The sequence below is a fragment of the Streptomyces hoynatensis genome (assembly GCF_003626535.1).
Taxonomy (GTDB): domain Bacteria; phylum Actinomycetota; class Actinomycetes; order Streptomycetales; family Streptomycetaceae; genus Streptomyces; species Streptomyces hoynatensis.
Genome location: NZ_RBAL01000002.1, coordinates 494,650 through 519,373, shown reverse-complemented (window position 1 = coordinate 519,373; position 24,724 = coordinate 494,650). Strand labels below are relative to the sequence as shown.

At 73.9% G+C, this 24,724-nt stretch carries 22 protein-coding genes; 15 read left to right on the top strand and 7 right to left on the bottom strand.

The genetic code is table 11. The features are described 5' to 3' along the window. The first annotated feature begins 128 nt into the window (after nucleotides 1–128). Nucleotides 129–1,892 carry an NAD+ synthase gene (locus D7294_RS05775; RefSeq protein WP_174248272.1) on the top strand — a complete coding sequence of 588 codons (1,764 nt, stop codon included), beginning with the start codon at nucleotides 129–131 and terminating at the stop codon, nucleotides 1,890–1,892. A gap of 9 nt (nucleotides 1,893–1,901) precedes the next feature. Here D7294_RS05775 and pspAB read toward each other — a convergent pair whose 3' ends face one another. From pspAB to D7294_RS05760, 3 genes are all read right to left on the bottom strand, one after another. Then, complete coding sequence (pspAB, locus tag D7294_RS05770; protein ID WP_120676132.1) at nucleotides 1,902–2,486, bottom strand: PspA-associated protein PspAB; 585 nt, start codon at nucleotides 2,484–2,486, stop codon at nucleotides 1,902–1,904. A 107-nt stretch (nucleotides 2,487–2,593) separates the two neighbouring features. Next, nucleotides 2,594–3,487, bottom strand: a complete 894-nt coding sequence (gene htpX, locus D7294_RS05765; protein ID WP_120676130.1) for a zinc metalloprotease HtpX — start codon at nucleotides 3,485–3,487, stop codon at nucleotides 2,594–2,596. 201 nt (nucleotides 3,488–3,688) lie between these two features. Next, nucleotides 3,689–4,609: an endonuclease/exonuclease/phosphatase family protein gene (locus D7294_RS05760; protein ID WP_422070660.1), complete on the bottom strand. Its 921-nt coding sequence runs from the start codon at nucleotides 4,607–4,609 to the stop codon at nucleotides 3,689–3,691. Nucleotides 4,610–5,002: 393 nt separating this feature from the next. Between D7294_RS05760 and panB the strand changes: the two genes are divergently transcribed. From panB to D7294_RS05745, 3 genes are all read left to right on the top strand, one after another. Beyond that, a complete protein-coding gene (gene panB / locus D7294_RS05755; RefSeq protein WP_120676126.1) occupies nucleotides 5,003–5,902 on the top strand; it encodes a 3-methyl-2-oxobutanoate hydroxymethyltransferase in 900 nt (299 codons plus the stop codon). A 225-nt stretch (nucleotides 5,903–6,127) separates the two neighbouring features. Next, nucleotides 6,128–7,219 carry an ATP-binding cassette domain-containing protein gene (locus tag D7294_RS05750; RefSeq protein ID WP_120676124.1) on the top strand — a complete coding sequence of 364 codons (1,092 nt, stop codon included), beginning with the start codon at nucleotides 6,128–6,130 and terminating at the stop codon, nucleotides 7,217–7,219. Beyond that, a complete protein-coding gene (locus tag D7294_RS05745) occupies nucleotides 7,216–8,016 on the top strand; it encodes an ABC transporter permease (RefSeq protein WP_120676122.1) in 801 nt (266 codons plus the stop codon). Before D7294_RS05750 ends, D7294_RS05745 begins: the two co-directional genes overlap by 4 nt. A gap of 44 nt (nucleotides 8,017–8,060) precedes the next feature. Here the strand turns inward: D7294_RS05745 and D7294_RS05740 are convergent, their stop codons facing one another. The 3 genes from D7294_RS05740 to D7294_RS05730 form a co-directional block, all read right to left on the bottom strand. Then, nucleotides 8,061–8,267 carry a hypothetical protein gene (locus D7294_RS05740; protein ID WP_120676120.1) on the bottom strand — a complete coding sequence of 69 codons (207 nt, stop codon included), beginning with the start codon at nucleotides 8,265–8,267 and terminating at the stop codon, nucleotides 8,061–8,063. Nucleotides 8,268–8,370: 103 nt separating this feature from the next. Continuing rightward, on the bottom strand, nucleotides 8,371–9,051 hold the full coding sequence (gene npdG, locus D7294_RS05735) for an NADPH-dependent F420 reductase (RefSeq protein ID WP_120676118.1): 681 nt from the start codon (nucleotides 9,049–9,051) through the stop codon (nucleotides 8,371–8,373). A 60-nt stretch (nucleotides 9,052–9,111) separates the two neighbouring features. Beyond that, complete coding sequence (locus D7294_RS05730; protein WP_120676116.1) at nucleotides 9,112–9,387, bottom strand: hypothetical protein; 276 nt, start codon at nucleotides 9,385–9,387, stop codon at nucleotides 9,112–9,114. A gap of 53 nt (nucleotides 9,388–9,440) precedes the next feature. Here D7294_RS05730 and map point away from each other — a divergent pair, with 53 nt between their 5' ends. From map to D7294_RS05695, 7 genes are all read left to right on the top strand, one after another. Next, nucleotides 9,441–10,307, top strand: a complete 867-nt coding sequence (map, locus tag D7294_RS05725) for a type I methionyl aminopeptidase (RefSeq protein WP_120676114.1) — start codon at nucleotides 9,441–9,443, stop codon at nucleotides 10,305–10,307. 276 nt (nucleotides 10,308–10,583) lie between these two features. After that, on the top strand, nucleotides 10,584–11,879 hold the full coding sequence (locus D7294_RS05720; RefSeq protein WP_158674573.1) for an ABC transporter substrate-binding protein: 1,296 nt from the start codon (nucleotides 10,584–10,586) through the stop codon (nucleotides 11,877–11,879). A gap of 127 nt (nucleotides 11,880–12,006) precedes the next feature. After that, on the top strand, nucleotides 12,007–13,074 hold the full coding sequence (locus D7294_RS05715) for a carbohydrate ABC transporter permease (RefSeq protein ID WP_241562123.1): 1,068 nt from the start codon (nucleotides 12,007–12,009) through the stop codon (nucleotides 13,072–13,074). Then, nucleotides 13,071–13,967, top strand: coding sequence for a carbohydrate ABC transporter permease (locus tag D7294_RS05710; RefSeq protein WP_120676110.1), 897 nt, complete (start codon nucleotides 13,071–13,073; stop codon nucleotides 13,965–13,967). The genes D7294_RS05715 and D7294_RS05710 overlap by 4 nt, the downstream gene beginning before the upstream one ends. Nucleotides 13,968–13,983: 16 nt before the next feature. After that, on the top strand, nucleotides 13,984–15,585 hold the full coding sequence (locus D7294_RS05705) for an alpha-amylase family glycosyl hydrolase (protein WP_120676108.1): 1,602 nt from the start codon (nucleotides 13,984–13,986) through the stop codon (nucleotides 15,583–15,585). A gap of 214 nt (nucleotides 15,586–15,799) precedes the next feature. Next, the gene (locus D7294_RS05700; protein ID WP_120676106.1) at nucleotides 15,800–16,303 is read left to right on the top strand and encodes an ATP-binding cassette domain-containing protein; all 504 of its coding nucleotides are present in this window, start codon (nucleotides 15,800–15,802) and stop codon (nucleotides 16,301–16,303) included. 371 nt (nucleotides 16,304–16,674) lie between these two features. Then, nucleotides 16,675–18,189 (top strand): exopolysaccharide biosynthesis polyprenyl glycosylphosphotransferase, encoded by a 1,515-nt coding sequence (locus D7294_RS05695; protein ID WP_120676104.1) that lies wholly within the window; start codon nucleotides 16,675–16,677, stop codon nucleotides 18,187–18,189. Here D7294_RS05695 and D7294_RS05690 read toward each other — a convergent pair. Continuing rightward, nucleotides 18,186–19,127 (bottom strand): GDP-L-fucose synthase family protein, encoded by a 942-nt coding sequence (locus tag D7294_RS05690; protein ID WP_241562121.1) that lies wholly within the window; start codon nucleotides 19,125–19,127, stop codon nucleotides 18,186–18,188. The genes D7294_RS05695 and D7294_RS05690 overlap by 4 nt on opposite strands. 127 nt (nucleotides 19,128–19,254) lie before the next feature. On the opposite strand from D7294_RS05690, the gene gmd reads away from it, so the two are divergent. From gmd to D7294_RS05670, 4 genes are all read left to right on the top strand, one after another. Beyond that, a complete protein-coding gene (gene gmd / locus D7294_RS05685) occupies nucleotides 19,255–20,280 on the top strand; it encodes a GDP-mannose 4,6-dehydratase (RefSeq protein ID WP_120676100.1) in 1,026 nt (341 codons plus the stop codon). Nucleotides 20,281–20,440: 160 nt separating this feature from the next. Then, nucleotides 20,441–23,257: a CBM96 family carbohydrate-binding protein gene (locus D7294_RS05680; RefSeq protein WP_241562120.1), complete on the top strand. Its 2,817-nt coding sequence runs from the start codon at nucleotides 20,441–20,443 to the stop codon at nucleotides 23,255–23,257. After that, complete coding sequence (locus tag D7294_RS05675; protein ID WP_120676098.1) at nucleotides 23,254–23,778, top strand: hypothetical protein; 525 nt, start codon at nucleotides 23,254–23,256, stop codon at nucleotides 23,776–23,778. Before D7294_RS05680 ends, D7294_RS05675 begins: the two co-directional genes overlap by 4 nt. Before the next feature lie 7 nt (nucleotides 23,779–23,785). Next, complete coding sequence (locus D7294_RS05670) at nucleotides 23,786–24,646, top strand: glycosyltransferase family 2 protein (RefSeq protein WP_120676095.1); 861 nt, start codon at nucleotides 23,786–23,788, stop codon at nucleotides 24,644–24,646. The last annotated feature ends 78 nt before the right edge of the window (nucleotides 24,647–24,724 follow it).

Here is a 24,724-nt window from a genome sequence, read left to right as displayed (position 1 = left end):
GCTGAGCCTTCCCCTCGGCGTCGACACGTAATCGACCTGGTCGAATGGCGCGCGAACGGCGGCCGCCGCCGGGGCCGCGGGGCCGTCGTCGCCCCCATTGCGTCAATCGGACGATTAGACTCGGCGGCGTGCCTCAGCTACGACTCGCCCTGAACCAGATCGACTCGACCGTCGGCGATCTGCCCGGCAACGCCGACGCCGTGCTGCGCTGGACCCGCCACGGCGTCGAGCGCGGCGCGCACCTGGTCGTGTTCCCCGAGATGATGCTCACCGGCTACCCCGTGGAGGACCTGGCGCTGCGCTCCTCCTTCGTCTCGGCCGCCCGCGAGGCGCTGCGCGGCCTGGCCGCCCGGCTCGCCGCCGAGGGCCTGGGCGAGACCCCGGTGCTCCTGGGCTACCTGGACCGGGCGGAGGCGGTGCCCGAGCGGCCCTGGCAGCCCGTCGGCACCCCGCAGAACGCCGCGGCGGTCCTGCACCGCGGGCGGGTCGTCCTCTCCTTCGCCAAGCACCACCTGCCGAACTACGGGGTCTTCGACGAGTTCCGGTACTTCGTACCGGGCGAGACGCTGCCGGTGGTCCGGGTCCACGGGGTGGACGTGGCGCTGGCCATCTGCGAGGACCTGTGGCAGGACGGCGGCCGGGTGCCGGCCGCGCGGGCCGCGGGGGCCGGGCTGCTGGTGGCGATCAACGCCTCGCCCTACGAGGTCGCCAAGGAGGACGTCCGGCTCGACCTGGTCCGCAAGCGGGCGCAGGAGGCGGGCTGCACGCTGGCGTACCTGGCGATGACCGGCGGCCAGGACGAGCTGGTCTACGACGGCGACTCGCTGGTGGTCGACCGGAACGGCGAGGTGCTGCTGCGGGGGCCGCAGTTCGAGGAGGAGTGCCTCCTGGTGGACCTGGAGCTGCCGCCGGCCGCCGCCGAGCCGCCGGGCGGCGTGGTGGAGGACGGCCTGCGGATCGACCGGGTGACGCTGTCCGAGGACCCGCTGCCACCCTACGAGCCGGCGTACCCCGGGGGCCTGGCGCCCGCCCTCGACGACGCGGAGGTGCGGTACCGGGCCCTGGTCACCGGCCTGCGCGCCTACGTCCGCAAGAACGGCTTCGGGTCGGTCCTCATCGGCCTCTCGGGCGGCGTCGACTCCGCGCTGTGCGCGGTCCTGGCCTGTGACGCCCTCGGCGCCGAGCACGTCTTCGCGCTGTCGATGCCCTCGGCGTATTCCTCGGAGCACTCCCGCACCGACGCGGAGGAGCTGGCGGCCCGCACCGGCCTCACCCTGCGGACCGTGCCGATCGCGCCGATGTTCGACGCCTATATGGGGGCGGTCGGGCTGACCGGGCTCGCCGAGGAGAACCTCCAGTCCAGGCTGCGGGGCACGCTGCTGATGGCCGTCTCCAACCAGGAGGGTCACATCGTGCTCGCGCCCGGCAACAAGAGCGAGCTTGCGGTGGGTTACTCCACCCTCTACGGGGACTCGGTGGGCGCGTACGGGCCGATCAAGGACCTGTACAAGACGGGGGTGTACCAGCTCGCCAGGTGGCGCAACCGGGCGGCGGCCGAGCGCGGCGAGACCCCGCCGATCCCGGAGAACACCCTCGTCAAGCCGCCGAGCGCCGAGCTGAGGCCCGGGCAGGTGGACACCGACTCGCTGCCCGACTACGACGTGCTCGACCGGGTGCTCGAACTGTACGTGGACCGGGACACCGGCCGGGAGGGGATCATCGCCGCCGGCTTCGACCCGGAGCTGGTCACCAGGGTGCTGCGCCTGGTGGACACCGCGGAGTACAAGCGCCGCCAGTACCCGCCGGGCACCAAGATCTCCCCGAAGGTCTTCGGCAAGGACCGCAGGCTGCCCCTGACCAACCGCTGGCGCGAGGACGGCCTGCCGACCTGAACCCGGCCGCTAGAGGCCCGGCGCGCCCCAGACCGGGAACCAGCGGGCGAGGTCCTGCTCCAGCCGCAGGTCGTCGCCCAGCAGGCCGCGCATCTGCAGCTCCAGCTCGTTGTCCCGGCGCTCGGCCGCGCCGGGGACGGGGGCGAAGGGGTAGAACGTGCCGCGCTTGTAGAGGTAGACCAGGGCGAGCGGCCTGGCCTGGGCGTCCTGGAAGCCGACCAGCGAGCACAGCAGCTGCGGGCCGAAGCCGGCGTCCCGCAGCAGGGTGTTCACCGCGTGCAGGTCGTTGACCAGGGCGGCGAGTTCGGTGGTCGGCTGCCGGACGAGGAGCCAGGTGTAGCCGTAGGAGTCCTGGCTGAACTCGACGGGCACGCCGCCCGCCGCGGTGTCCGCGTCGAGCAGCTCCTGCACGTCGCGCCGCACCTGGGAGAACGCGCCCCCCTCCACGCTGGCGAAGCAGACCGAGCCGAGCCCGGTGGGCGCGAAGCCCGCGCCGGCCTGGAGGGTGAGGGCCGCCGAGGGCACGGCGAAGAGCTGGTCGAGGTCGGGCCTGACCGGCTTGCTGCGGCCGAGGATCACGTCGAGGATGCCCACGGTTCCGCCTCCTCTCTCGGGGTCCCGGGGTCTCGGGGTCTCGGGGGCTCGGGGATTCGGGGTCTCGGGGATTCGCCCGGGTCCGCCCGGGCGCGGCCTGGGGTCTCTCAGGGGCGGCCGAGTTCGGCGGAGAGGCGGCCGAGCCGGTCGAGGCGCTGTTCCAGGGTGGGGTGCGAGGACAGCAGCCGGCTGAGGCTGTGCCCGGAGAAGGCCGGGGCGAAGAAGAAGGCGTTGAACGGCTCCGCCTGCCGCAGGTCGCGGGTGGGAATCCGGGCCATCTGGCCGGAGACCTTGGTGAGGGCCGAGGCCAGGGCCGAGGGACGCCCGGTGAGCAGCGCGCCCGACCGGTCGGCGGACAGCTCGCGGTAGCGCGAGAGCAGCCGGGTCAGCAGGAAGCTGATCACGTAGACCACGGCGCTGACCAGCGGGACGAGCAGCAGGGCCGCGTTCTGGTTGTTCCGCGAGCGGCCGAGCCCGGTCCACAGGGCCATTCGGGTGATGAGCCCGGCCAGCACGCCGAGGAAGGCGGCCACCGTCATCACGGCCACGTCCCGGTGGGCGACGTGCGAGAGCTCGTGGGCGAGCACGCCCTCCAGCTCCTCGGGCTCCAGCCGCCGCAGCAGGCCCCGGGTGGCGCAGACCAGCGAGGTGCGGCGGCTGCGGCCGGTGGCGAAGGCGTTGGGCACGTCGGTGTCCGCGATGGCCACCCTGGGCTTGGGCATGTCGGCCAGCGCGCACAGCCGGTCCACGGCGCCGTGCAGCTCGGGGGCCTGCTCCGGGGTCACCTCACGGGCGCCCATGCTGAAGGCCGCGATCCGGTCGCTGAACCAGAACTGGAGCACGAACAGGGCCGCCGCGATCACCACGACCAGCGGCCAGGAGTCCCCCAGGGCCCAGACCAGCAGCCCCACGAAGACCACGTAGAGCAGCCCGATGAGGAACATGGTCAGCACCATGCGGCTGGTGAGCTTGCGGTCTGCGGCGAATCTCGTGCGCGACATGCCTTCCTCCCGGCGGCGCCGTCTGCGCCGTTACCCCTCAAACGTAAAACAGCCGGGAGGAAGGCGAAGCCCGTCGAAAGGAGGCGAGACGAGGCGAGAGGAGGCAAGGATAACCGAGAGTAGCCGAGGGTAACCGAGGAAAAGTGGGGCAAGCGGCGGGAGGGGGCATGCGGCCGTGGGCGGACCTGCCCGGGCGCCGGCTCAGGGGTCGAGCCGGGCGGCCACCGGCAGGTGGTCGCTGCCGGTGGCCGGGAGCGTCCAGGAGGAGACCGGTTCCAGATCGCGGACCAGGATCTGGTCGATCCGCGCCATCGGGAACCCGGCCGGCCAGCTGAAGCCGAAGCCGGCGCCCGCCGCGCCCTGGGTGGAGCGCAGCTGGGAGGTGAGCGGGGCGAGCGCCCCGTCGTTCATCGTGCCGTTCAGGTCGCCGAGGAGCACCGCCCGGTGCAGGCCCTCCTCGGAGATGGCCTGGCCGAGCAGCTCGGCGGCCCGGTCCCTGCGCTCGGCGGTGAAGCCCGCCCGGAACTGCACCCGCACCGAGGGCAGGTGCGCCACGTAGACCGCGATGTCGCCGAGGGCGTCGGTGCTGACCGTGGTCCGCATCGCCCTGACCCAGCCCATGCCGGTGTCCACGGGGGCGGTGTCGCTGAGCGGGTACCTGCTCCACAGCCCGACGGTGCCCTGGACGGCGTGGTAGGGGTAGGCCGCCGCGAGCCCCGCCTCGTAGGTCTCCATGGCGCTCTGCGGCAGCTCCTGGAGGGCGACCAGGTCGGCGCCGCTGCCGGCCAGCTTCTCCGCGGTGCCCTCGGGGTCGGCGTTGTCGGCGTCCACGTTGTGGCTGACCACCATGAGCGCGCCGCCGTCGGAGGTCTTGTCGATCAGCAGGCCGCCGAAGAGGTTCAGCCACACCAGAATCGGCACCAGCAGGCAGACCAGGGCCGTGGCGGAACGCCGCAGCACGGCGCAGACCACGAGCACCGGGACGGCGAGGCCGAGCCAGGGCAGGAAGGTCTGCAGGAGGCTGCCGAGGTTGCCGATCTCGTTGGGCACCTTCGCGTGGACGAGCAGCACCAGCGCGAGGAACAGCGAGCTGCCGCCCACCCACCAGCCGCGGCGCCACAGCCCCGCCCGGTCGCTCCAGCGCGGCTTCGCGCTTGCGGCTCCCGCGGCTTCCGTCTCGGGTCCGCCGCCGTCCTCGGCGTCCTGGTCCGGCTGGGTTCCGGGGGTGTACAAGCGTGCCGTCCCTGCGTCGACTGACCATGGCCACTGCGCCCGGCCCCTCCGCGGAGTCCGGGGTGCGTCAGAGCACAAGACGGTCACGGCGGCGCCCGAGGTTCCGTTATATCAGCCGTTCGCACCACGGGATTTCGCCTCTCCGGGCGCGAGCGCCGCCGCCGTCCGCCGCCGGCGGCCTCGCGCGCCCGTCTTTCCCCGTTGCTCCGTCGGTGCGACGATGGAGGCGATCCGGGGACGCCGGAATGGCGCCTCGAGACGAATGTGAACAGGAGCAGCGTGATGACGCAGCACACGCCTGTCCAGGACCCGGCCACGCGGCCGGAGGTGTCTGGGCTCTACGGCGGCAAGCGGAGCCGCCGGACCACCGTACGGGACATAGCGAAAGCGAAGGCGCGCGGCGAGAAGTGGCCGATGCTCACGGCCTACGACGCGATGACCGCCTCGGTCTTCGACGAGGCGGGCATCCCGGTGATGCTGGTGGGCGATTCGGCGGGCAATGCCCACCTCGGATTCGACAGCACGGTCCCGGTGACGCTGGACCACATGGTGATGCTGGCGGCGGCCGTGGTGCGCGGCACCAGGCAGGCGCTGATCGTCGGCGACCTGCCCTTCGGCTCCTACCAGGAGAGCCCGGCGCAGGCCCTGCGCAGCGCGACCCGGCTGGTGAAGGAGGCCGGGGTCGGGGCCGTGAAGCTGGAGGGCGGCGAGCGCTCGGCCGACCAGGTCAGGACGCTGGTGGAGGCCGGGATTCCGGTGATGGCCCACGTGGGCTACACGCCGCAGTCGGTGCACGCCTACGGCGGGCACCTGGTGCAGGGGCGCGGCGAGGAGGCGGCGCAGCAGGTGCTGCGGGACGCCAAGGCGGTGCAGGACGCGGGCGCCTTCGCGGTGGTGCTGGAGCTGGTGACGGCCGAGATCGCCGCCGAGGCCACCAGGAGCCTGCACATCCCGACCATCGGCATCGGCGCCGGTCCCGACTGCGACGCGCAGGTGCTGGTCTGGACGGACATGGCCGGGATGACGGACTGGCCTGGCGACAGGACGCCGCGCTTCGTGAAGCAGTACGCGCGGCTGCGTGAGGTGCTCGGGGACGCGGCGCGCGCGTTCGCCGAGGACGTCGTCGGCGGGGCCTACCCGGCCGAGGAGCACAGCTTCCACCGGCGGCCGGCGCAGGGCTGAGCCGCCCGGCGGCCCGCCCGCCGCGGCCGGTGAGCCGAGGCCGGTGGCCCAAGGCCCCGGCGCCCGCCTCGTCCGCCCCCGCCCGTCCGCGCGACGGGCGGGGGCGGACGCGCGTCCGGGCCTTCGGCGGGGTGCGGGCCGGGGGCAGGCGGCCACAAGCGGGACGTCGGCGGCCTGTCGGCGGCCTGTCGGTGGCCTGTCGGCGGGGGCTGTCAGCGTGCCCCCATGACGCGAGAAGACTCCACGGGCCCCGAGCCCAACGCCGTGGAAGTCCGCGGGCTCGTCAAGCGGTTCGGCGAGACCAGGGCGCTCGACGGCGTCGACCTCGACGTGCGCCCGGGCACCGTGATGGGGGTGCTCGGGCCGAACGGCGCGGGCAAGACCACCCTGGTGCGCTGCCTGTGCACGCTGCTGCGCCCCGACGCGGGCACGATGCGGGTGGCCGGCTTCGACCCGCTGCGCCAGCCGCGGCACCTGCGCCGCGTGATCGGCCTGACCGGCCAGTACGCCTCGGTCGACGAGAAGCTCTCCGGCTTTGAGAACCTCTACCTCATCGGGCGGCTGCTGAACCTGCCGCGCGCCCGGGCCCGGCTGCGGGCGGAGGAGATGCTGGAGCGGTTCTCGCTGGCCGAGGCCGCCAGGCGCCCGGCCGGGAAGTACTCGGGCGGCATGCGCCGCCGCCTCGACCTGGCGGCCTCCATGATCGGCGTGCCGCGGGTGCTCTTCCTCGACGAGCCGACCACGGGCCTCGACCCCCGCACCCGCAACGAGGTGTGGGAGGAGATCCAGCGCATCGTCGCCGAGGGCAACACGGTGCTGCTGACGACGCAGTACATGGAGGAGGCCGAGCGGCTGGCGAGCGAGCTGACGGTGATCGACCACGGCCGGGTGATCGAGCGGGGCACCGTCGAGCAGCTCAAGTCGCGGGTCGGGGGCCGCACGCTGCGGGTGCGCCCGGCCGACCCCGGGCAGCTGGCGGCGATGGCGGCGGCGCTCGCCGAGGCCGGGCTCGCCGCGGCCACCCCGGCGGGCGCCGGGGCGGCGGAGGGCGAGCTGAGCCTGCCGGTGCTCGACGACGCGCAACTGACCGCCGTGGTGGGGCTGCTGGCCGCGCGCGGCTTCGGCATCGCCGACATCGGGACCCACCTGCCGAGCCTGGACGAGGTGTTCCTGCTGCTGACCGGCCGCCCCGCCGGCGAGCGGCGAAAGACGCCGCAGGACCGGGAGGGCGGGCCGGAAGGCGGCCAGGGGCACGACCAGGGGCACGAGGGACCCGGGGGACGCGAGGCGCGGGAGACGCGGGAGGCAGTGGCATGAGCGACACCGGGCGGGTCGAGGACGCCAGGATCGGGCTGCGGAACGGCCTGCGGCACATCGGGGCACTGTTCCGCCGCAACGTCCTCCAGGCGCGGCAGGACCCGGAGTCGATGATGGACGCCCTGGTGATGCCCGTCGTCTTCACGCTGCTGTTCGTCTACGTGTTCGGCGGCGCGCTCTCGGAGGACCGCGGCGCCTACGTGAACTACGTGGTGCCGGGGCTGCTGGGCATGATGGGCGTCACCATCGCCATGGCCGTGGGCACCGGCATCCACGAGGACTTCGAGAAGGGCGTGATGGACCGGTTCCGGTCGATGCCGATCGCCCGTTCCTCGGTGCTGATCGCGAAGGTGGCGATGGAGGTGGTGCGGCTGCTGCTCTCCTGCGTGGTGCTGCTGAGCGTCGGCTTCCTGGTGGGGCTGCACGTGGGCGGCCGGTGGCCCGGGCTGGTGGGCGCGGCCGGTCTCTCCACGCTGTTCGGGGCCTCGCTGGTGTGGATCTTCATCCTGCTCGGCCTCACGCTGAAGACCTCACAGGCGATCCAGGCGTTCGGGCTGCTGACGCTGATGCCGCTGCAGTTCGGTTCCTCGGTCTTCGTGCCGACCGGCACGATGCCGGGCTGGCTGGCCGCGTTCGCCGACGCCAACCCGCTGTCGATCCTGGCGGAGGCCTCGCGGAACCTGGTCAACGGCGGCGCCGTCGCCGGGCCCGCGCTGGGGGTCCTGCTGTGGTCCGCCGGCATCACGGCGGTCACCGCCCCGCTGGCGGTGGCGCGGTTCCGCACCCGCACGGCCTGAGCCGTGCCCTGGCCGGTCCCGGCGGCGCCGCGGGCCGGCCAGGCTCAGCGGGCGGTGCGGGCCCGCCGCGCGTAGTACCAGGCCATGTTCGAGGACAGGCCGGTCATCAGCAGCCAGACGACGCCGAGCCAGTTGCCCCGGACGAAGGACAGCACCGCCGCGGCCAGGGTCAGGGCGCAGACGAGCAGGGCGTAGCGGGCGAGGCGCCGCGCCTGGGCGGCGGCGGCCGCCTGCTGGGCGGTCTCTGACATGGGTGCTCCGGGCGGTTCTCGCGTGGCTGTCGGGAACGGTCGTGGACGGTCGTGAAGGGTCGTGAAGGGTCGTGAAGGGGGCGGCAGCGGGTCGGGGGCGGGCTCAGATGTCGGTGAGGCGGACTCCGGCGTGTGCGTGGTAGCGGCGGTTGACGGAGATCAGGTTGGCGACCAGCGCCTCGACCTGGTGGGCGTTGCGCAGCCGCCCGGCGTACACGCCGCGCATCCCGGGAATCCTGGCGGCCAGCGCCTGCACCAGCTCGCAGTCGGCCCGGCTCTCGCCCAGGACCATCACGTCGGTGTCGATCTTCTCGACGGCCGGGTCCTGGAGCAGCACGGCGGACAGGTGGTGGAAGGCCGCGGTCACCCGGGCCCCGGGCAGCAGGGCCGCCGCCTGCTGGGCGGCGCTGCCCTCCTCGGGGACCAGCGCGTAGGCGCCGCGCTTGTCGAAGCCGAGCGGGTTCACGCAGTCGACGACGAGCTTGCCCGCCAGCTCCTCGCGCAGCGCCTCCAGGGTCCTGGCGTGTCCCTCCCAGGGCACCGCGACGATCACCACGTCGCTCTCGCGGGCGCAGCCCGCGTTGTCCAGGCCGCGCACGCCGTGGCCGAGCTCGGCCGCCGCGGCCTCGGCGCGCTCCGCGGCGCGGGAGCCGACGATCACCGGCTGACCGGCCCTGGCCAGCCGGTAGGCCAGGCCGCGGCCCTGGTCGCCGGTGCCGCCGAGCACGCCGACGGTCAGCCCCGAGACGTCGGGCAGCTCCCAGGGGTCCTTGGTAGGTGTCATGCCTGAATCCTGCCACCGCGCCCGGCGGGGCGGCCCCTCGCCCCCGCCGCGCACCACCGGCTACGTGCCGCCGCCCGGGCCCGGCTCCCCGTCCCGGTCCTGGTCCCGGTCGTCGCTCCAGCGCGGGTCGTTGCGCCAGCGCTCGTTGCGCTCCCTGGCCAGGTCCATCGCGTGCTCGGCCTCGGTGCGGCCCGGATAGGGCCCCATCCGGTCCTTGGCCGGGCAGTCCGGGCCCTCCTCGACCCTGCGGTGCCTGAGGCAGTAGTACCACTCCCCCGGCTTGCCGGAGGGCTCGCGGGAGAACAGGCGGCTGATGAGACGTCCGAAGGCGGCCATGCCCCTATCCTGCCCGCCCGCGCCCGTTCGGGAGCGCCCGTAGACTCGGCCCCATGTCTGGCCAGTCGCTCCTCACTCCCGGCACGCTCTCCCCCGCCCGCCAGGTGCCGGCCGCCATTCCCCGGCCCGAGTACGTCGGCCGCCCTGGCCCCGCCCGCTACGCCGGGCCGCACGTGCAGGACGCCGAGACGATCGAGAAGATGCGGCTGGCCGGCCGGGTGGCGGCCCAGGCGCTGCGGGAGACCGCGGCGCACATCGCGCCCGGGGTGACGACCGACCGGCTCGACGAGGTGGCGCACGCCTTCCTGTGCGACCACGGCGCCTACCCCTCGACGCTCGGCTACCGCGGCTTCCCGAAGTCGCTGTGCACCTCGGTCAACGAGGTGATCTGCCACGGCATCCCCGACTCCACGGTGCTGCGCGAGGGCGACATCGTGAACCTGGACATCACGGCCTACCTGGGCGGCGTGCACGGGGACACCAACGCGACCTTCCTGGTCGGCGGCCCCGAGGCCGTGGACGAGGAGTCGCGGCTGCTGGTGGAGCGCACCAGGCAGGCGCTGGAGCGGGCCATCCGCGCCGTGCGCCCGGGCCGGATGATCAACGTGATCGGCCGGGTCGTGGAGTCCTACGCGAAGCGCTTCGGCTACGGGGTGGTGCGCGACTTCACCGGGCACGGCATCAACAGCTCCTTCCACTCGGGGCTGATCATCCCGCACGTCGACGACCCGGCGGCGACCACGGTGATGGCGCCCGGGATGACGTTCACCATCGAGCCGATGCTGAACCTGGGCACCCACGAGTGGGAGATGTGGGAGGACGGCTGGACGGTGGTGACCAGGGACCGCAGGCGCTCGGCCCAGTTCGAGCACACGCTCCTGGTGACCGAGGAGGGGGCGGAGATCCTCACGCTGCCGTAGCCCTCGGCCGGCGCCCGTGCATCAAGCGCTTCGCTCAGGTGGCCCCTCTCGACTCGGGCGAGCCCGGGCGGTGAGCACGGCGGGGGCGCGGGCAGCCCGCCCGCCGCGCGTCGAGGCCGTCTTCGGCGCCCTTCTTTCCAGTGACTTTTCCCGATAAGAGCGTTTTCCGCTTCGGGTAGCGGAGGCGGCAGGCGAGGCTGAGGCCCAGGAACGCGGCACCACAAGGAGTACGTCCTGGGCACCTCCCACCGCAGCGCACGCACGAGGCGAGCGAGCGTGCTCTGCGTTCTCACGGTCCTCGGCTCGCTGCTCGCCAGCGCCTGCGGTTCTTCCGGCGGCGGCGGTTCGGCGTCGGTCGCCCCGAAGGACGTCGGCCCGGCCTCCGGCCACCTCACCTGGTACGCCATCAACTTCGGCCCCGAAGGGTTCCCCCAGAAGCTCGTCGACGCCTTCCAGCGCGACCACCCCGGCATCACGGTCACCTACCAGGCCGCCCCCAACAACACCGACACCATGCGGGCGACCCTCACCACCGAGATCTCCGGCGGCTCGGGCAGCATCGACGTCTACAACGGGGACGTGGTCTGGCCCGCCCAGTTCGGCAAGGCCTCGCTGGCGATGCCGCTCGACGCGCACCTCCCGGACGGCTACTGGGACCGCTTCCCCAGGGAGCGGGCCGACATCGCCGAGTACCGGGGCGAGCACATCGGCGCGCCGCTCTACGTGGACGCCGGTCTCATGTACTACCGCAAGGACCTCCTCGACAAGCACCACCTGCCGGTCCCCAAGACCTGGGAGGAGCTGAAGCGGACGGCGGCCAGGCTCCAGCGGTCGGGCGACGTCCGCTACGGCTACGTCGCACAGTGGGCGAACTACGAGGGCCTGACGGTGGACTGGACGGAGATGTCGGCCGCCGCCGGGGGCCGCACCGTGTCCCGCGACGGCCGCCGGCCGGCGATCGACTCGCCGGAGAACCGGCGGGTGCTGCGTTTCATGCGGGACATGCTCGACGAGGGGGTGGCCCCCTCCGCGATCACCAGCTTCCAGGAGCAGCAGTCCCTGCAGACCTTCGTCGAGGGGGACGCGGCCTTCCACCGCAACTGGGCCTACGCCTACGGCGAGGCGAACAACCCGAAGACCTCGCAGGTCGTGGGCAAGGTCGGCATCGCCCCGCTGCCCGCCTTCGACGGCGAGAAGGGCCCGGGGAAGTCCGCGGCCGGCGGCTGGAACCTGATGGTGAACCCGCACAGCGACGCGATCGGCGCCGCCCTGACCTTCATCAGGTGGATGACCGGCGAGAAGGCTCAGCGGATGCTGGCGGAGAACGGGGTGATCCCGGCGCGCAGCGACGTGCTGCACGACGAGGACCTCCAGCGCGGCAACCCGGCGCTGAAGGCGGCGGCCGACGCGCCGCTGGTCTCGCGGCCCTCCGGCATCGCCCGCTACGCCCAGCTCAGCCACGGGGTCTACACGAACGTCAACGGTTCGCTGGCCGGCTCGGCCTCCCCGGGCAGCGCCCTCCACGCGGCCGCGGAGGACATCGAACGCGTGCTGGAAGGCCGGGCGCTGTGAGCCCCGGGCGGCGCCGGCCCGCGGGCGCACCCGCGGCGCCGGAGACGGCACCCGCCGTGGCCGGGCGCGGCGAGCCGGCGCGCCTTCCCGGCCGCAGCACCAGGGCAGCAGAAGGGATGGTCCCGCGATGAGCGACACCCCGATGTCCTCGGGATCGCCGGACGACGATGACGACCCGACGCTCTCCTTCGTGCCGGACGACGTCGCCACCGGTGGGCACCGCGCCAAGCCGCCGGCGCCTCCGGGGCTCAGGCCGCCGCCCAAGCGGCGTCAGCGCGTCCTCGGCATGGTGCAGCGCTCCCCGCTCGAACGGAAGTTCGCGCGGCTCGGCTGGCGGTTCGCGGCCCCCTCGCTGATCGTGGTGGCCGGGGTGACGCTGTTCCCGATCGCCTTCTCGGTGGCGATGAGCCTCAGCGACGTGCGCGTCTCCTCGAACGGCTTCGAGCTCTCCGGGCTGACCACGGAGAACTACTCGGTCCTCTTCAGCTCCGAGCGCTGGCGGCACGCGCTGGTGTTCACCGTCTGCTACACGATCGGCACCGTGCTGACCGAGCTGGTCCTCGGCACCGCCATCGCCCTCGTCCTGGAACGGCTGAGCGGCTCGCGCGGCTGGATGATGGCCTTGCTGCTGTTGCCCTGGGCGATGATCACGGTCGTTTCCGCGCAGCTGTGGGCGTACATGTACAACGGGGTCTACGGGGTGCTCACCTCGCTCTCGGAGAACCTCACCGGCGAGGCGCGGCAGTTCCTCGGCACGCCCGTGCCCGCGATGGTCTCCATGGCGGTCGCCGACATCTGGAAGACCACCCCCTTCGTGGCGATCATCGTGCTGGCCGGCCTGATGATGCTGCCGAGCGACGTCATCGAGGCGGCGAAGGTGGACGGCGCGGGCGGCTGGACCGTGTTCTGGCGCGTCCGGCTCCCGCTGCTTCGCCCGGCGCTGACCATCGCGGTGCTCTTCCGCATCCTGCAGGCCTTCGGCATCTTCGACCTGCCCTTCGTGCTGACCGGCGGCGGCCCGGGCGACGCCACCGAGTCGCTGGCCCTGCTGGGCTGGCAGGTCATGTTCACCAATCTGGACTTCGGGCCCGGCGCGGCCGTGGCGGCGAGCACCGCCGGGCTGGTGCTCATCGGCTGCCTGGTATTCCTGCGGGCGTTCCGCGCCCGGGTCGGCGACGAGGAGGGCGGGACATGACGGGCACCACCGAGGCGGCCGAGCCGGCGGGGGCGCCGGACGCGCCCGTGGCCGAGGACGGCTCACGGACCAGGAGGCTGCGCTTCACCTGGGTACACGCGGCGGCGCTGCTGATCGCCCTGTTCGTGGCGGCGCCGCTGTTCTGGATGGCCGTGACCTCGCTGAAGCCGCCGGAGGAGATCGGCGCCAACCCGCCGACGCTGCTGCCGAAGAACTCCACCTGGTCCAACTACCGGGACGCGTTCGGCACGAACAACTTCGGCACCTACCTGTTCAACTCCTTCCTGGTCTCGGTCGTGGCCACGCTTCTGGTGCTCGGGCTGAGCTCCTTCGCCGGCTACGCGCTGGCCCGGCTGCCGTTGCGCGGCAAGGAGCCGATCATGGTGGCGCTGCTGATGATCTCCCTCTTCCCGACGGTGGCGCTGGCCGCTCCCCTGTTCCTGCTGATGCGCGATATCGGCTGGCTCAACAGCTATCAGGGGCTCATCCTTGTCTACACGGCGCTCAACGTTCCGTTTGCGGTCTGGATTCTGCGGAACTTCTTCCTCGGGATTCCGAAGGAGATGGAGGAGGTGGCATGGGTGGACGGCGCTTCGCCCCTGCGCACCGTGGTCTCCGTGATCCTGCCGCAGGCCGCGCCCGGCCTCTTCACCGCCGCGATCTTCACGTTCACCGCCTGCTGGACGGAGTTCCTGATCGCGCTGACCCTCAACACCGCGGACCGGTTCCGCACCATGCCGGTGGGCCTCGCCCTGTTCGGCAGCCAGTTCACCGTCCCCTACGGCACGATCTTCGCCGCCGCAACGGTCTCGGTGCTGCCCATCGCGCTGCTGGTCCTCATCTTCCGCCGCGCCGTGGTTTCCGGACTGACCTCGGGCGCCGTCAAGGGCTGACGAAAGGTTCCTCTCCATGCCGTCCTCCCGCCGCCCCACCCCGTCGTGGCTGGCCGACGCCGTCCTCTACCAGATCTATCCGCAGAGCTTCGCCGACTCCGACGGCGACGGCATCGGCGACTTCGCCGGGATCACGGACCGCCTGGACCACCTGTCCTGGCTCGGCGTCAACACCGTCTGGCTGAACCCCTGTTTCGACTCGCCCTTCAGGGACGCGGGCTACGACGTCTCCGACTACCTGTCGGTCGCCCCGCGCTACGGCACGGCGGACGACCTGGCCAAGCTGGTGGAGGAGGCGGGCCGGCGCGGCATCCGCGTCATGCTCGACCTGGTGGCCGGGCACACCTCCGATCAGCACCCCTGGTTCAAGGCGGCGGCCGAGGACCCGCAGGACCACCGCTACATCTGGGCCGAGGGCACGGCGGGGAGCCTGCCGCCGCGCTTCGTCGCCTCCCCGGGCAGCAGGCCGGGCGGCTTCCTGCCCAACTTCTTCGACACCCAGCCCGCGCTCAACTTCGGCTACGCCCGCGAGGACCCGGACGAGCCCTGGCGGCAGCCGGTGGACGCCGCGGGGCCGCGCGCCAACCGGGCGGCGCTGCGCGAGGTGATGGACCACTGGCTGCGGCTGGGCCTGGCCGGCTTCCGGGTGGACATGGCGCACTCGCTGGTCAAGGACGACCCTGGCATGACGCGCACCTGCGAGTTGTGGGGGGAGTTGCGCGACTGGCTGGACCGCACCCACCCCGAGGCGGCGCTGCTCGCCGAGTGGGGCGACCCGGCGGTCTCGGTGCCCGCCGGTTTCCACTCCGACTTCTTCCTCCAGTTCGGCGGCCCCTCCGACGGGCTGCCGATGCGGTCGCTGTGGAACAACATGCACGGCACGGTCGCCGACCACTGGACGCAGCGCACCTGCTACTTCGACGCCGAGGGCGGCGGCTCGGCCGGGCCCTTCGTGACGGCCTGGGAGTCGGTGAACGCGGTCATCGGCGAGCAGGGCTTCGCCGCCCTGCCCACCGCCAACCACGACTTCTCCCGCCTGGCCTGCGGGCCGCGCACCGCGGAGCAATTGCCCCCGGCCTTCGCCTTCCAGCTGACCTGGCCCACGCTGCCCGCCATCTACTACGGCGACGAGATCGGCATGCGTTTCGTGCCCGGGCTTCCCGACCACGAGGGCAGCGTGCTCGGCCCGCGCTACAACCGGGCCGGCTCGCGCACCCCGATGCAGTGGGACGACTCCCCCAACGCCGGCTTCTCCACCGCCCCCGCCGACCGGCTCTACCTGCCGATCGACCCGGAGCCCGACCGGCCCACGGTGGCGGCCCAGCGGGCGCACGAGCACTCGCTGCTGCACCTGGTGCGGCGCCTGATCGCGCTGCGCAAGGCCACCCCCGAGCTGGGCCCGCGGGGCTCGGTCGAGGTGCTGCACAGCGGCTATCCCTTCGCCTACGTCCGGGGCGAGCGCTACCTCGTGGTGGTCAACCCGCGGCGGGCCGCCGCCACCCTGCCACTGCCGCGCCGGGCCCTGGCCGCGGGACGGCCGGTGGAGACCTCGGGCGTCACCCTGGAGGGCGGGGAGGCGGTCGCGCCCGGCTTCTCCTTCGGCATCTTCGCGCTCTGAGCGCGCGCCCCTTTCGGGGCGCGCCCCCTGCCTCCGCACGCCGGTTCGCCTCCCCGCGGGGCGGGCCGGCGTGCGGGTGCCTGCGGCGGCCCACCGCGTCCCGGCGGGCGAGGCGCGCATGCCGGGGCGCGCCGCTCACGCATGGGGAGCGCGTGAGCTGGCCATGCGCCGGGCAGTGCTTCCACAGGAAGTGACCCTGTAGTTCCCCTTCTCCGTGGCCGAGGTGGTGCGGAGGGGCCGCGCCCCCGGGGCGCGCACCCCGGCCGAGCGCGAGGGGTCGGAGGCGGTGGCGCAGGCGCCGGCCGCCACCGGGCCGACCGCCTTCGCCGGCCGTCCCTCCTCCGCGCTCTCCTGCGGGGAACGGGCCCGCGCCGCCCCGGCCGGGGTGCTCGCCCGGCGGGCGCCCCCGCCGCTGCTCGGCGAGCCGGCCGCCGCCCTTGACCTGCGGCATCGGGAGCCTGGGCCGGAGCCTGGGCCGGAGCCGGGCCGGGGCCTTGCCGCGGCCGGCAACGCGGTGGTGGCGGTGGCGCACCGCCTCGGGCTCGCCGCCGCCCACGCCGGCCGGCCGGCCGTGCCGCGCCAGGGCCGGCTCGCCGCGCCCGGCGCGCCCGCCGCCGGGTTCCGGGAGGAACGGCCCCGCCGCGTCCACCGGCACCCGCCGCAGGTGCCGGCGCCTCCCGGGACCGGCCATCTCCCGGCGGTGCCGCGCCTGAGGTGACGCCCCGGCGGGGCCCGGCCGGCGCCCCCGGAAATCTCCGGCGAACGGCAGTCAAACGTCAGGGGCATGCCCTAACCTTTTCTCGGCGCGGCGCGCGCTCAAGGGGAGATGAGGACGCGCCGACTTCGCCGGGGCCTCGCCACAGCCGGGCCGGGGCTACGTCACCGTTCCGCTTCGGCTCTACTCTGGTTCTTCGCTGCCCCGACACCACGGTCACCACGAATCGCGTCACCGCCGCCCGATCCGCCGCACCTCCGTCCTCGCCCGCCGCCGCACGTCCGCTCTCGCACGCCGCCGCGCGCCCGCGGCTTCCCGGCCACGCCGACAGGCCGGGAGCAACCTCGTTGCCGCATCCACACCTTGGGGGGTACATGCGTCATCACCCGGCACGCTCACGCTACGGCGTCACTCGAAGACCAACCGTGTCCGGTCACGGGCCGATACGCCGCCGCAGCGTCTCGCCCTGGTATCCCCCGCTCACCGTCGCCGCCGACGCCGCCGGCGTCTTCCTGCCCGTCCTCGCCGTCTACCTGTCGGCCCACGAACCGCGCCCGCCGGCCGCCGCCACCGTCGCCGCCCTGTCCTGGCTCACCGTCAGGGCGCTGCGCCACCGCTACCACGGCCGCACCCTCGGCACCCTGGGCGAGAACCGCGGCCTGCTGGCCACCTGCCAGGACTGGCTGGCGCTGCTCGGCCTCCTCGCCGTCCTGCGCGCCTGCACCGGGGAGAGCTCCCACGTCGCCACCGCCCTGCTCGCCCTCGCCCCCGCGCCCCTGGTCAGCGGCGCCACCGGGGCGGCCATCCACCGCCACCTCGCCGGCCGCAGGCACCGGGCCCAGGCGGTGCGGCGGGTGCTGGTCGTCGCCGAGCCCCGGCTGGTCGACGCGATCGTCGCCCAGCTCGCCGCCCGCACCGACCACGCCTACGTCGTCATCGGCGCGGTCGCGGTCGGCGAGGGCGGCGAAGTCACCTGCGGCGCCCCGGAGATGGGGCGCCTTGACGCCGTGGTCCCGCCCTGCCACGTGCCCGACCCGGTGCCGGAGGGCACCGACGGCTCCACCGTGCTCGCCGCCGCCCGCCGCAGGCACGCCGACCTGGTGCTGGTCGCCCCCGGCTGCCTGCTCGCCGGCGAACGCCTGCGGCGGCTGTCCTGGGCGGTGCAGGACGCCGGGCTGGCCCTGGCCGTGGTCACCGGGCTCACCGAGGTCGCCTTACGCCGGCTGACCCTGTCCACCGCGGCCGGGCTGACCCTGCTGCACCTGGCCCCGCCGCTGCGCCACGGCCCGCAGCCCGCGCTGAAGTCCGTCCTCGACCGCTCGGCCGCGGCCCTCGCCCTCGTGCTGCTCGCCCCGCTGTTCGCGCTGCTCGCGCTCGTCGTGTGGCTCGACTCCCGGGGGCCCGTGCTCTACCGGCAGACCAGGATCGGGCACCGCGGAACGCCGTTCACGCTGTGGAAGTTCCGGACCATGGTCGCCGACGCGGAGCGCCGCAGGCCCGGGCTCGAAGCGGCCAACGAGCACCTGTCGGGGCCGCTGTTCAAGATCCGCCGCGACCCCAGGGTCACCCGCATCGGCCGGCTGCTGCGCCGCACCTCGCTCGACGAACTGCCGCAGCTGATCAACGTGGTGCGCGGCCAGATGTCGCTGGTCGGGCCCAGGCCCCCGCTGCCCGAGGAGGTCGCCCGCTACGGCGCGGTCGCCCTGCGGCGCCTGCGCGTCAAGCCGGGGCTGACCGGGCCCTGGCAGGTCAGCGGGCGCTCCGACCTGTCCTGGGACGAGGGCCTGGCGCTCGACCTGTTCTACGCGGACAACTGGTCGGTCACCGGCGACCTCGACGTGCTCGCCCGCACCTTCCGCGCCGTCGTCGACGGCCGGGGCGCCTACTAGGAGCCGGGGTGGGCGAGCCACCACCGGTAGGTGTCCCGGATGCCCCGGGCGAGGTCAACCCGCGGGGCGAAGCCCAGCTTGCGCAGCCTGGTGACGTCGAGCAGCTTGCGCGGGGTGCCGTCCGGCCTGGCCGGGTCCCAGGCGATGCCGCCGGCGAAGCCGACCGCATCGGCCACGGTCCGCGCCAGCTCGGCGATGGTGAGGTCCTCGCCGCAGCCCACGTTCAGCGCCAGCTCGCCGTCGTAGCGGCGCAGCAGCGTCAGGCAGGCGCGGGCCAGGTCCTCGCTGTGCAGGAACTCCCGGCGCGGGGTGCCCGTGCCCCACAGCACCACCTCGGGCCGCCCCTCGCGGGCCGCCTCGTGGAAGCGGCGGATCAGGGCGGGCAGCACGTGCGAGGTCTCCGGGTCGAAGTTGTCGCCGGGGCCGTAGAGGTTCGTCGGCATGGCGGCGATCCAGGCGCGGCCGTACTGCCTGCGATAGGAACGCACCTGGCTGATCCCGGCGATCTTGGCCAGGGCGTAGGGCTCGTTCGTCGGCTCGAGCGGGCCGGTCAGCAGCGCCTCCTCCGGGATCGGCTGCGGGGCCTGCCTGGGGTAGATGCAGGAAGACCCAAGGAACAGCAGGCGGTCGACGTCCGCGGCGTGCGCGCCGGCCAGCACGCTGAGCTGGATGCGGAGGTTGTCCTCCAGGAACGGCACCGGGAAACGCTGGTTGGCCATGATTCCCCCCACCGTGGCGGCGGCCAGCACCACTGCGTCCGGCCGCACCCCGGCGAGGTAGCGCGCCGTGCGCTCCGCGTCGCGGAGGTCGAGCTGTTCGCGGGTCCTGGTGAGCACCTCGTGGCCCTCGTCCGCGAGCACGCGGGCGAGGGCGGAACCGGCCAGGCCGCGGTGTCCCGCGACGAACACCCGGGCGCCCGGCGGCAGCAGAGTCGTCATGGACACGGATTGTGCCAGGGCGGCCACGACATCGAGGCGCATTCTCCGCCGATCGCCTTTCTCGCTCGACGGCCGGTTTTTTCGGCCCAAGCCGCCATACCACCGCTACCGATTGGGGGAATTCGCCATGAGCGACCGCGCGAGCAGAACCGCGCTGATCACCGGGGTGACCGGGCAGGACGGCTCCTACCTGGCCGAGCTGCTGATGGACAAGGGCTACACGGTGCACGGGCTTCTCCGCCGCTCCTCCTCGTTCAACACCGAGCGGATCGACCACATCTACCAGGCGCCGCAGGAGCCGGGCCGCACGCTGGTGCTGCACCACGCCGACCTCACCGACGGCGTCGCGCTGGTCAATCTGCTGCGCGAGGTGCGTCCCGACGAGGTGTACAACCTCGGGGCGCAGTCGCACGTGCGGGTCTCCTTCGACGCCCCGATGTACACCGCGGACGTCACCGGGCTCGGCACCCTGCGGCTGCTGGAGTCGATCCGGGCCAGCGGCATCGAGACCCGGATCTACCAGGCGTCCTCCTCGGAGATGTTCGGCTCGGCCCCGCCCCCGCAGAACGAGCGGACGCCCTTCCACCCGCGCAGCCCCTACGGCTGCGCCAAGCTCTACAGCTACTGGTCGACCGTCAACTACCGCGAGGCGTACGGCCTGTACGCCGTCAACGGCATCCTGTTCAACCACGAGTCACCGCGCCGCGGCGAGACCTTCGTCACCCGCAAGATCACCCGGGCCGTGGCGCGGATCAGGGAGGGCCTCCAGGAGGTGCTCTACCTGGGCAACCTGGACGCGGTGCGGGACTGGGGCTACGCCCCCGAGTACGTCGAGGCGATGTGGCGGATGCTCCAGCGGGACGAGCCGGACGACTACGTGGTGGCCACCGGGGTGCCGGCCACCGTGCGGGACTTCCTGCAGGCCGCGTTCGCCGCCGGGGGCCTGGACTGGACCGAGCACGTGCGCTTCGACCCCAAGTACGAGCGCCCCAGCGAGGTCGACGCGCTGGTCGGGGACGCCGCCAAGGCCCGCGAGCTGCTCGGCTGGGAGCCCGCGGTCCGCTGGCGGGAGCTGGCCGAGCTGATGGTCGAGGCCGACATCGCCGCGCTGAACGCCGAGTTGAGCGGCGCACGGGTCAGGATCGACCGGTGAGCCCAGGGGGCGCGGCGTGCATCGCTGCGCCCCCCGTGTGCGCCCACGCGCGCACAACCAGTGGGCATATTCGTTGGTCGACACCAGCGCCGCGCGCCCGCCCGCGGGGCGGGGCCGGCGGTGGCACAGGCAGGGCACGGGCGACAGGGAAGGCTGAACGATGAGCGAAAGACCCCGGACGGGGCGAAGAGAAGGACGACGGGCCGCGCGCGAGCCCGTCCCGGGCGCCCGCGCCCGCGGCATCCTGGGCGTGCTCGCCCTGCTCGCCGGCCTTATGGCCGGGGCGGGCCCCGGGGCGTTACCCGCCGCGCAGGCCCTGACGCCGCCGGTCACCATGACCGCGGAGGACCTGCCCACCTGGCAGACCAACGGCATCGTCTTCGCCCTCGCCGAGGCCGACGGCGTCGTCTTCGCCGGCGGCACCTTCTCGGCCGTCAGGCCGCCGGGCGCCGAGCCCGGCACCCAGGAGCGGGCCGCGGGCAACTTCGTGGCCCTGGACGCCGCCACCGGCGAGCCGGCCACGGGCTGCGACCTGTCGTTCACGATCGGCTCGGGCACCGCGATGGTCCGCGCCCTGGCCGTCTCCCCCGACCACCGCACCCTGTACGCGGCCGGCAGCTTCGGCTCGGTCAACGGGGCGGGCGCCAGCAGCGTGGCCGCCTTCGCGCTGCCCGGCTGCACCCGCATCCCCTTCCCCGTGGCCGCCAACGGCATCGTGCGGGGCCTGGCCGCCACCGCCGACCGGGTCTACCTGGCCGGGGACTTCACCCAGCTCAACGGCCGGGCCCACGCCCGCTTCGGCGCGGTGACCACCGCGGGCGCGGTCGACGGGAACTGGGTCGCGGACGCCGACGAGATCGGCAAGGCCGTGGCCGTCACCCCCGACGGCGCACACGTCCTGCTCGGCGGCGACTTCTTCCGCGTGAACGGCGCCGCCTCCCACGCCCTGGCCGTCGTGGACGCCGGCACCGGCGACAACGTCCGCACGTACCCGGAGGGCTTCATCGAGCGCAACTCGACCGTCCAGGTCATCACCACCGACGACACCGGCTTCTACGTCGGCGCCGAGGGCACCGGCGGCGGCGTCTTCGACGGCAGGATCGCGCTCGACCTCGACACCCTCGACGAGCGCTGGCGCGACACCTGCCTGGGCGCCACCCAGGCGCTCGCGGTGCACGGCGAGGTGCTCTACAGCGGCCACCACGCCCACGACTGCTCCAGCATGGGCGAGTTCCCCAACCAGGAGCGGTACCACCTGCTCGCCCAGTCCGTGAACGACCCGGGAAAGCTGGGCTGGTTCCCCAACACCAACGACGGCCTCGGCGAGGCGCTGGGCCCGCGGGTGCTGGCCACCGCCACCGACGTGCCGGGCGACAGCCGCGACTACCTGTGGGTGGGCGGCGGCTTCACCGTCGTCGACGGCACCGCGCAGTGGGGCCTGACGCGCTTCGCCACCGGCCCCGACACCGGCGCCCCGCCCACTCCGGAGGCCCACGCGGCGGCCGGCCCCGGCGGCGGCATCGACCTGTCCTGGGCGCCGAGTTCCGACCTCGACGACAGCCTGCTGACCTACCGGGTCTACCGGGACGGCGGCACCTCGCCGGTGCACACCGTCCAGGCCGAGTCCCTGCCCTGGAGCCGCCCGCAGCTGACCTGGAACGACGCCGCCGCGGCCGGCGAGAGCCACAGCTACCGGATCTCGGCCACCGACGGGGCCGGCAACACCAGCGCCCTCTCGGCCCCCGTGACGGCCACCGCCGCCGCCGGCGGCGGCGAGCCCTACCGGGACGCGGTGCTCGCCGACCACCCCGCGCTGTACTGGCGCCTCGACGAGACGGCGGGCACCTTCGCCTCCGACCAGTCGGGCAACGGCAACAACGGCTTCCACCGCGGCGGCCCGCAGCGCGGCGTCACCCCGGCGGCGGTGCCGGGGCCGCAGGCCGCCTCCGCCGGCTACGACGGCACCGACTCCTTCACCTACAGCGACCGCCTCTTCTCCGGTCAGCAGCGCTTCACGCTGGAGACCTGGTTCCGGACCACGACGACCCGCGGCGGCAAGCTGATGGGGCTCGGCAACCTGACCGTCGGCGGCCCGAGCACCAGCCAGGACGACGTCCTCTACATGCTGGACGACGGCAGGCTGCGCTTCGGCTGCGTCATCTCGGGCGGCAGCCGGGTGCTCACCACCTCGCGCTCCTACAACGACGGCAGGTGGCACCAGGTCGCCGCCTCCATCGGGGCGCGCGGCATGGAGCTGTACGTGGACGGGGTGCGCACCAACGTCAACTCCGTGTTCACCTCGGCGCGCAACACCAGCGGCTACTGGCACGTCGGCGGGGACTCGCTGGCGAACTGGGCCAACCGGCCCAGCAGCGACTACTTCGCGGGGCAGCTGGACGAGACGGCCGTCTACCCGGCGCAGCTGACGGCGGCCAGGGTCGCGGCGCACCACGACGCGGCCTCGCTGCCTGCCGACAGCGTGACCGCGCTGGAGCCGACGGCCGACGCTTACGTCAACGGCGCGGCCCGCGGCGCGAACTACGGGCCGGACCAGCAGCTGGCCGTGCGCGGCACCTCGGCGTACGAGAGCTACCTCCGCTTCGGCCTGCCGAACGCCCCGGCAGGCCAGGTGCTCAAGAACGCGACGCTGCGGGTGCGGGTCTCGGACGACTCCGCCTCGGGCTCGGCCGACTCCTTCGCGGTGCGGCCCGTGACCGGCGACTGGCAGGAGACGGCCGTCACCTACGACACCCGCCCCACGCTCGGGGACACGGCCCTGGGCACGCTGGAGGCGCCGGCCACGCCAGGCGGCGTCTACGCGGCGCCCCTGGACCCGGCGACGGTGCGGGCCGCGCTCGGCGGGGAGCTGGACCTGGCCCTGACCGGCACCGGAGGGGACAGCCTGTGGTTCTGGTCCCGCGAGGCGCGGCAGACCTCGTACCACCCGCAGCTGCTGCTGACCTTCGGGGCGCCGTGAGCGGGCGGGCACGGCGCGCCGCGCTGCCGCTGCTCGTCGCCGTCCTCGGCCTCCTCGCCGCCTGCGGCGGGGGCGGGGACGGCGGCGGCGAGGGCGGCGCGGACGGCGGCCACCCGGAGGGCGCGGCCACGGCCCCGGCGGAGCCCGGCGGGCCCGCGGAAGGGGAGAGCCCCGGCGCGGACGCCGGGGGCGGCACCGCCGACGGCGTGCCGGACGAGACCCTGCCCGAGGACGAACTGACGCCCGCCGAGGGCGAGTTCACCGAGGAGCAGCGGGAGTACCTGGCGGGCAGGGTGCCGGAGGGCGTGGACCCGAACGCCATTCTCGCGCTGGGCTCCGAGGCCTGCGAGCGCGTCGGCTACCTGGCGCGGCACGACCCGCAGGGGGCCGCGGCGGCGCTGCGCGAGGACGAGATCCCGGGCGCCGCCGAGGCGGTGGCACACCTGTGCCCGGAGTACGCGGATCTGCTGGACGAGGCCGGTCGCGGGGACGCGGCCGGGGACGAGGGAGCACGGGAGTGAGCGAAGGGTGACCCGCCTGCCGATCGTGGTGGCGATACCGACGAAGAACGAGGCGGCCAACATCACCGGCGCGGTCCGCTCGGCCGCCGGCCACTTCGAGGCGATCGTCGTGGTGGACTCCGCAAGCACCGACGGCACCCGCGAGCTGGCGAAGGCCGCGGGCGCCGAGGTGATCCCCTACGTGTGGGACGGCCGGTACCCGAAGAAGAAGCAGTGGTGCCTGGAGCACGTGCGGCCCGAGACGGACTGGGTGCTGTTCCTGGACGGGGACGAGACGGTGAGCGGGGAGCTGCTCGCCGAGCTGCGGCGGATCTTCCTCGACGGCCGCCGGGTGCGGCCGGCGGCGTTCGACATCCCGCTCGGCTACTGGTTCGGCGGCCGCAGGCTGCGGCACGGCCACACCATCGTCAAGCGGGCCCTCGTGGACCGCACCCGGGCGAGGTTCCCCGAGCCCGACGACCTGGCGGCCCCCGGCATGGGCGAGCAGGAGGGGCACTACCAGCCGCTGGCCGACCCGGTGCACCGGCTGCGCGCCCCCATCGAGCACCGGGATCTGGACCCGGTGCGCACCTGGTTCGAGCGGCACAACAGGTACTCGGACTGGGAGGCGTGGCTGGAGGCGCATCCGGAGGTCCGCGAGCAGATCAGGCGGGCGAAGACCCGGCAGGGCCGCCTCTTCCACCGCGCCCCCCTCAAGCCGCTGCTCTCCTTCGGGTACGCCTACCTGTACCGCCGCGGCTTCCTCGACGGGCGCGCGGGGCTGGACTACGCGCTGGCCATGAGCTTCTACCGCTGGCAGATCGGCCTCAAGGCCCGCGAACTCGCCGCGGGCCGGGACCCCGGGGACCCGGCGTCCGGGAGCCCCTGACGGGGGGGGCGCCTCCCCGGGCACACCTCGGCGAGGGCACTGAGCTGCGTTCGCATGACAGCGGTGCGGCCGACTTAC

Coding starts and splice junctions, on each gene's coding strand:
- map (WP_120676114.1), top strand. CDS start 9,441: ATGTCTGGCCAGTCGCTCCTCACTCCCGGCACGCTCTCCCCCGCCCGC.
- D7294_RS05730 (WP_120676116.1), bottom strand. CDS start 9,387: ATGGCCGCCTTCGGACGTCTCATCAGCCGCCTGTTCTCCCGCGAGCCC.
- D7294_RS05695 (WP_120676104.1), top strand. CDS start 16,675: ATGCGTCATCACCCGGCACGCTCACGCTACGGCGTCACTCGAAGACCA.
- D7294_RS05715 (WP_241562123.1), top strand. CDS start 12,007: ATGAGCGACACCCCGATGTCCTCGGGATCGCCGGACGACGATGACGAC.
- D7294_RS05680 (WP_241562120.1), top strand. CDS start 20,441: ATGAGCGAAAGACCCCGGACGGGGCGAAGAGAAGGACGACGGGCCGCG.
- htpX (WP_120676130.1), bottom strand. CDS start 3,487: ATGTCGCGCACGAGATTCGCCGCAGACCGCAAGCTCACCAGCCGCATG.
- npdG (WP_120676118.1), bottom strand. CDS start 9,051: ATGACACCTACCAAGGACCCCTGGGAGCTGCCCGACGTCTCGGGGCTG.
- D7294_RS05740 (WP_120676120.1), bottom strand. CDS start 8,267: ATGTCAGAGACCGCCCAGCAGGCGGCCGCCGCCGCCCAGGCGCGGCGC.
- D7294_RS05690 (WP_241562121.1), bottom strand. CDS start 19,127: ATGACGACTCTGCTGCCGCCGGGCGCCCGGGTGTTCGTCGCGGGACAC.
- panB (WP_120676126.1), top strand. CDS start 5,003: ATGACGCAGCACACGCCTGTCCAGGACCCGGCCACGCGGCCGGAGGTG.
- D7294_RS05705 (WP_120676108.1), top strand. CDS start 13,984: ATGCCGTCCTCCCGCCGCCCCACCCCGTCGTGGCTGGCCGACGCCGTC.
- D7294_RS05710 (WP_120676110.1), top strand. CDS start 13,071: ATGACGGGCACCACCGAGGCGGCCGAGCCGGCGGGGGCGCCGGACGCG.
- D7294_RS05750 (WP_120676124.1), top strand. CDS start 6,128: ATGACGCGAGAAGACTCCACGGGCCCCGAGCCCAACGCCGTGGAAGTC.
- D7294_RS05745 (WP_120676122.1), top strand. CDS start 7,216: ATGAGCGACACCGGGCGGGTCGAGGACGCCAGGATCGGGCTGCGGAAC.
- gmd (WP_120676100.1), top strand. CDS start 19,255: ATGAGCGACCGCGCGAGCAGAACCGCGCTGATCACCGGGGTGACCGGG.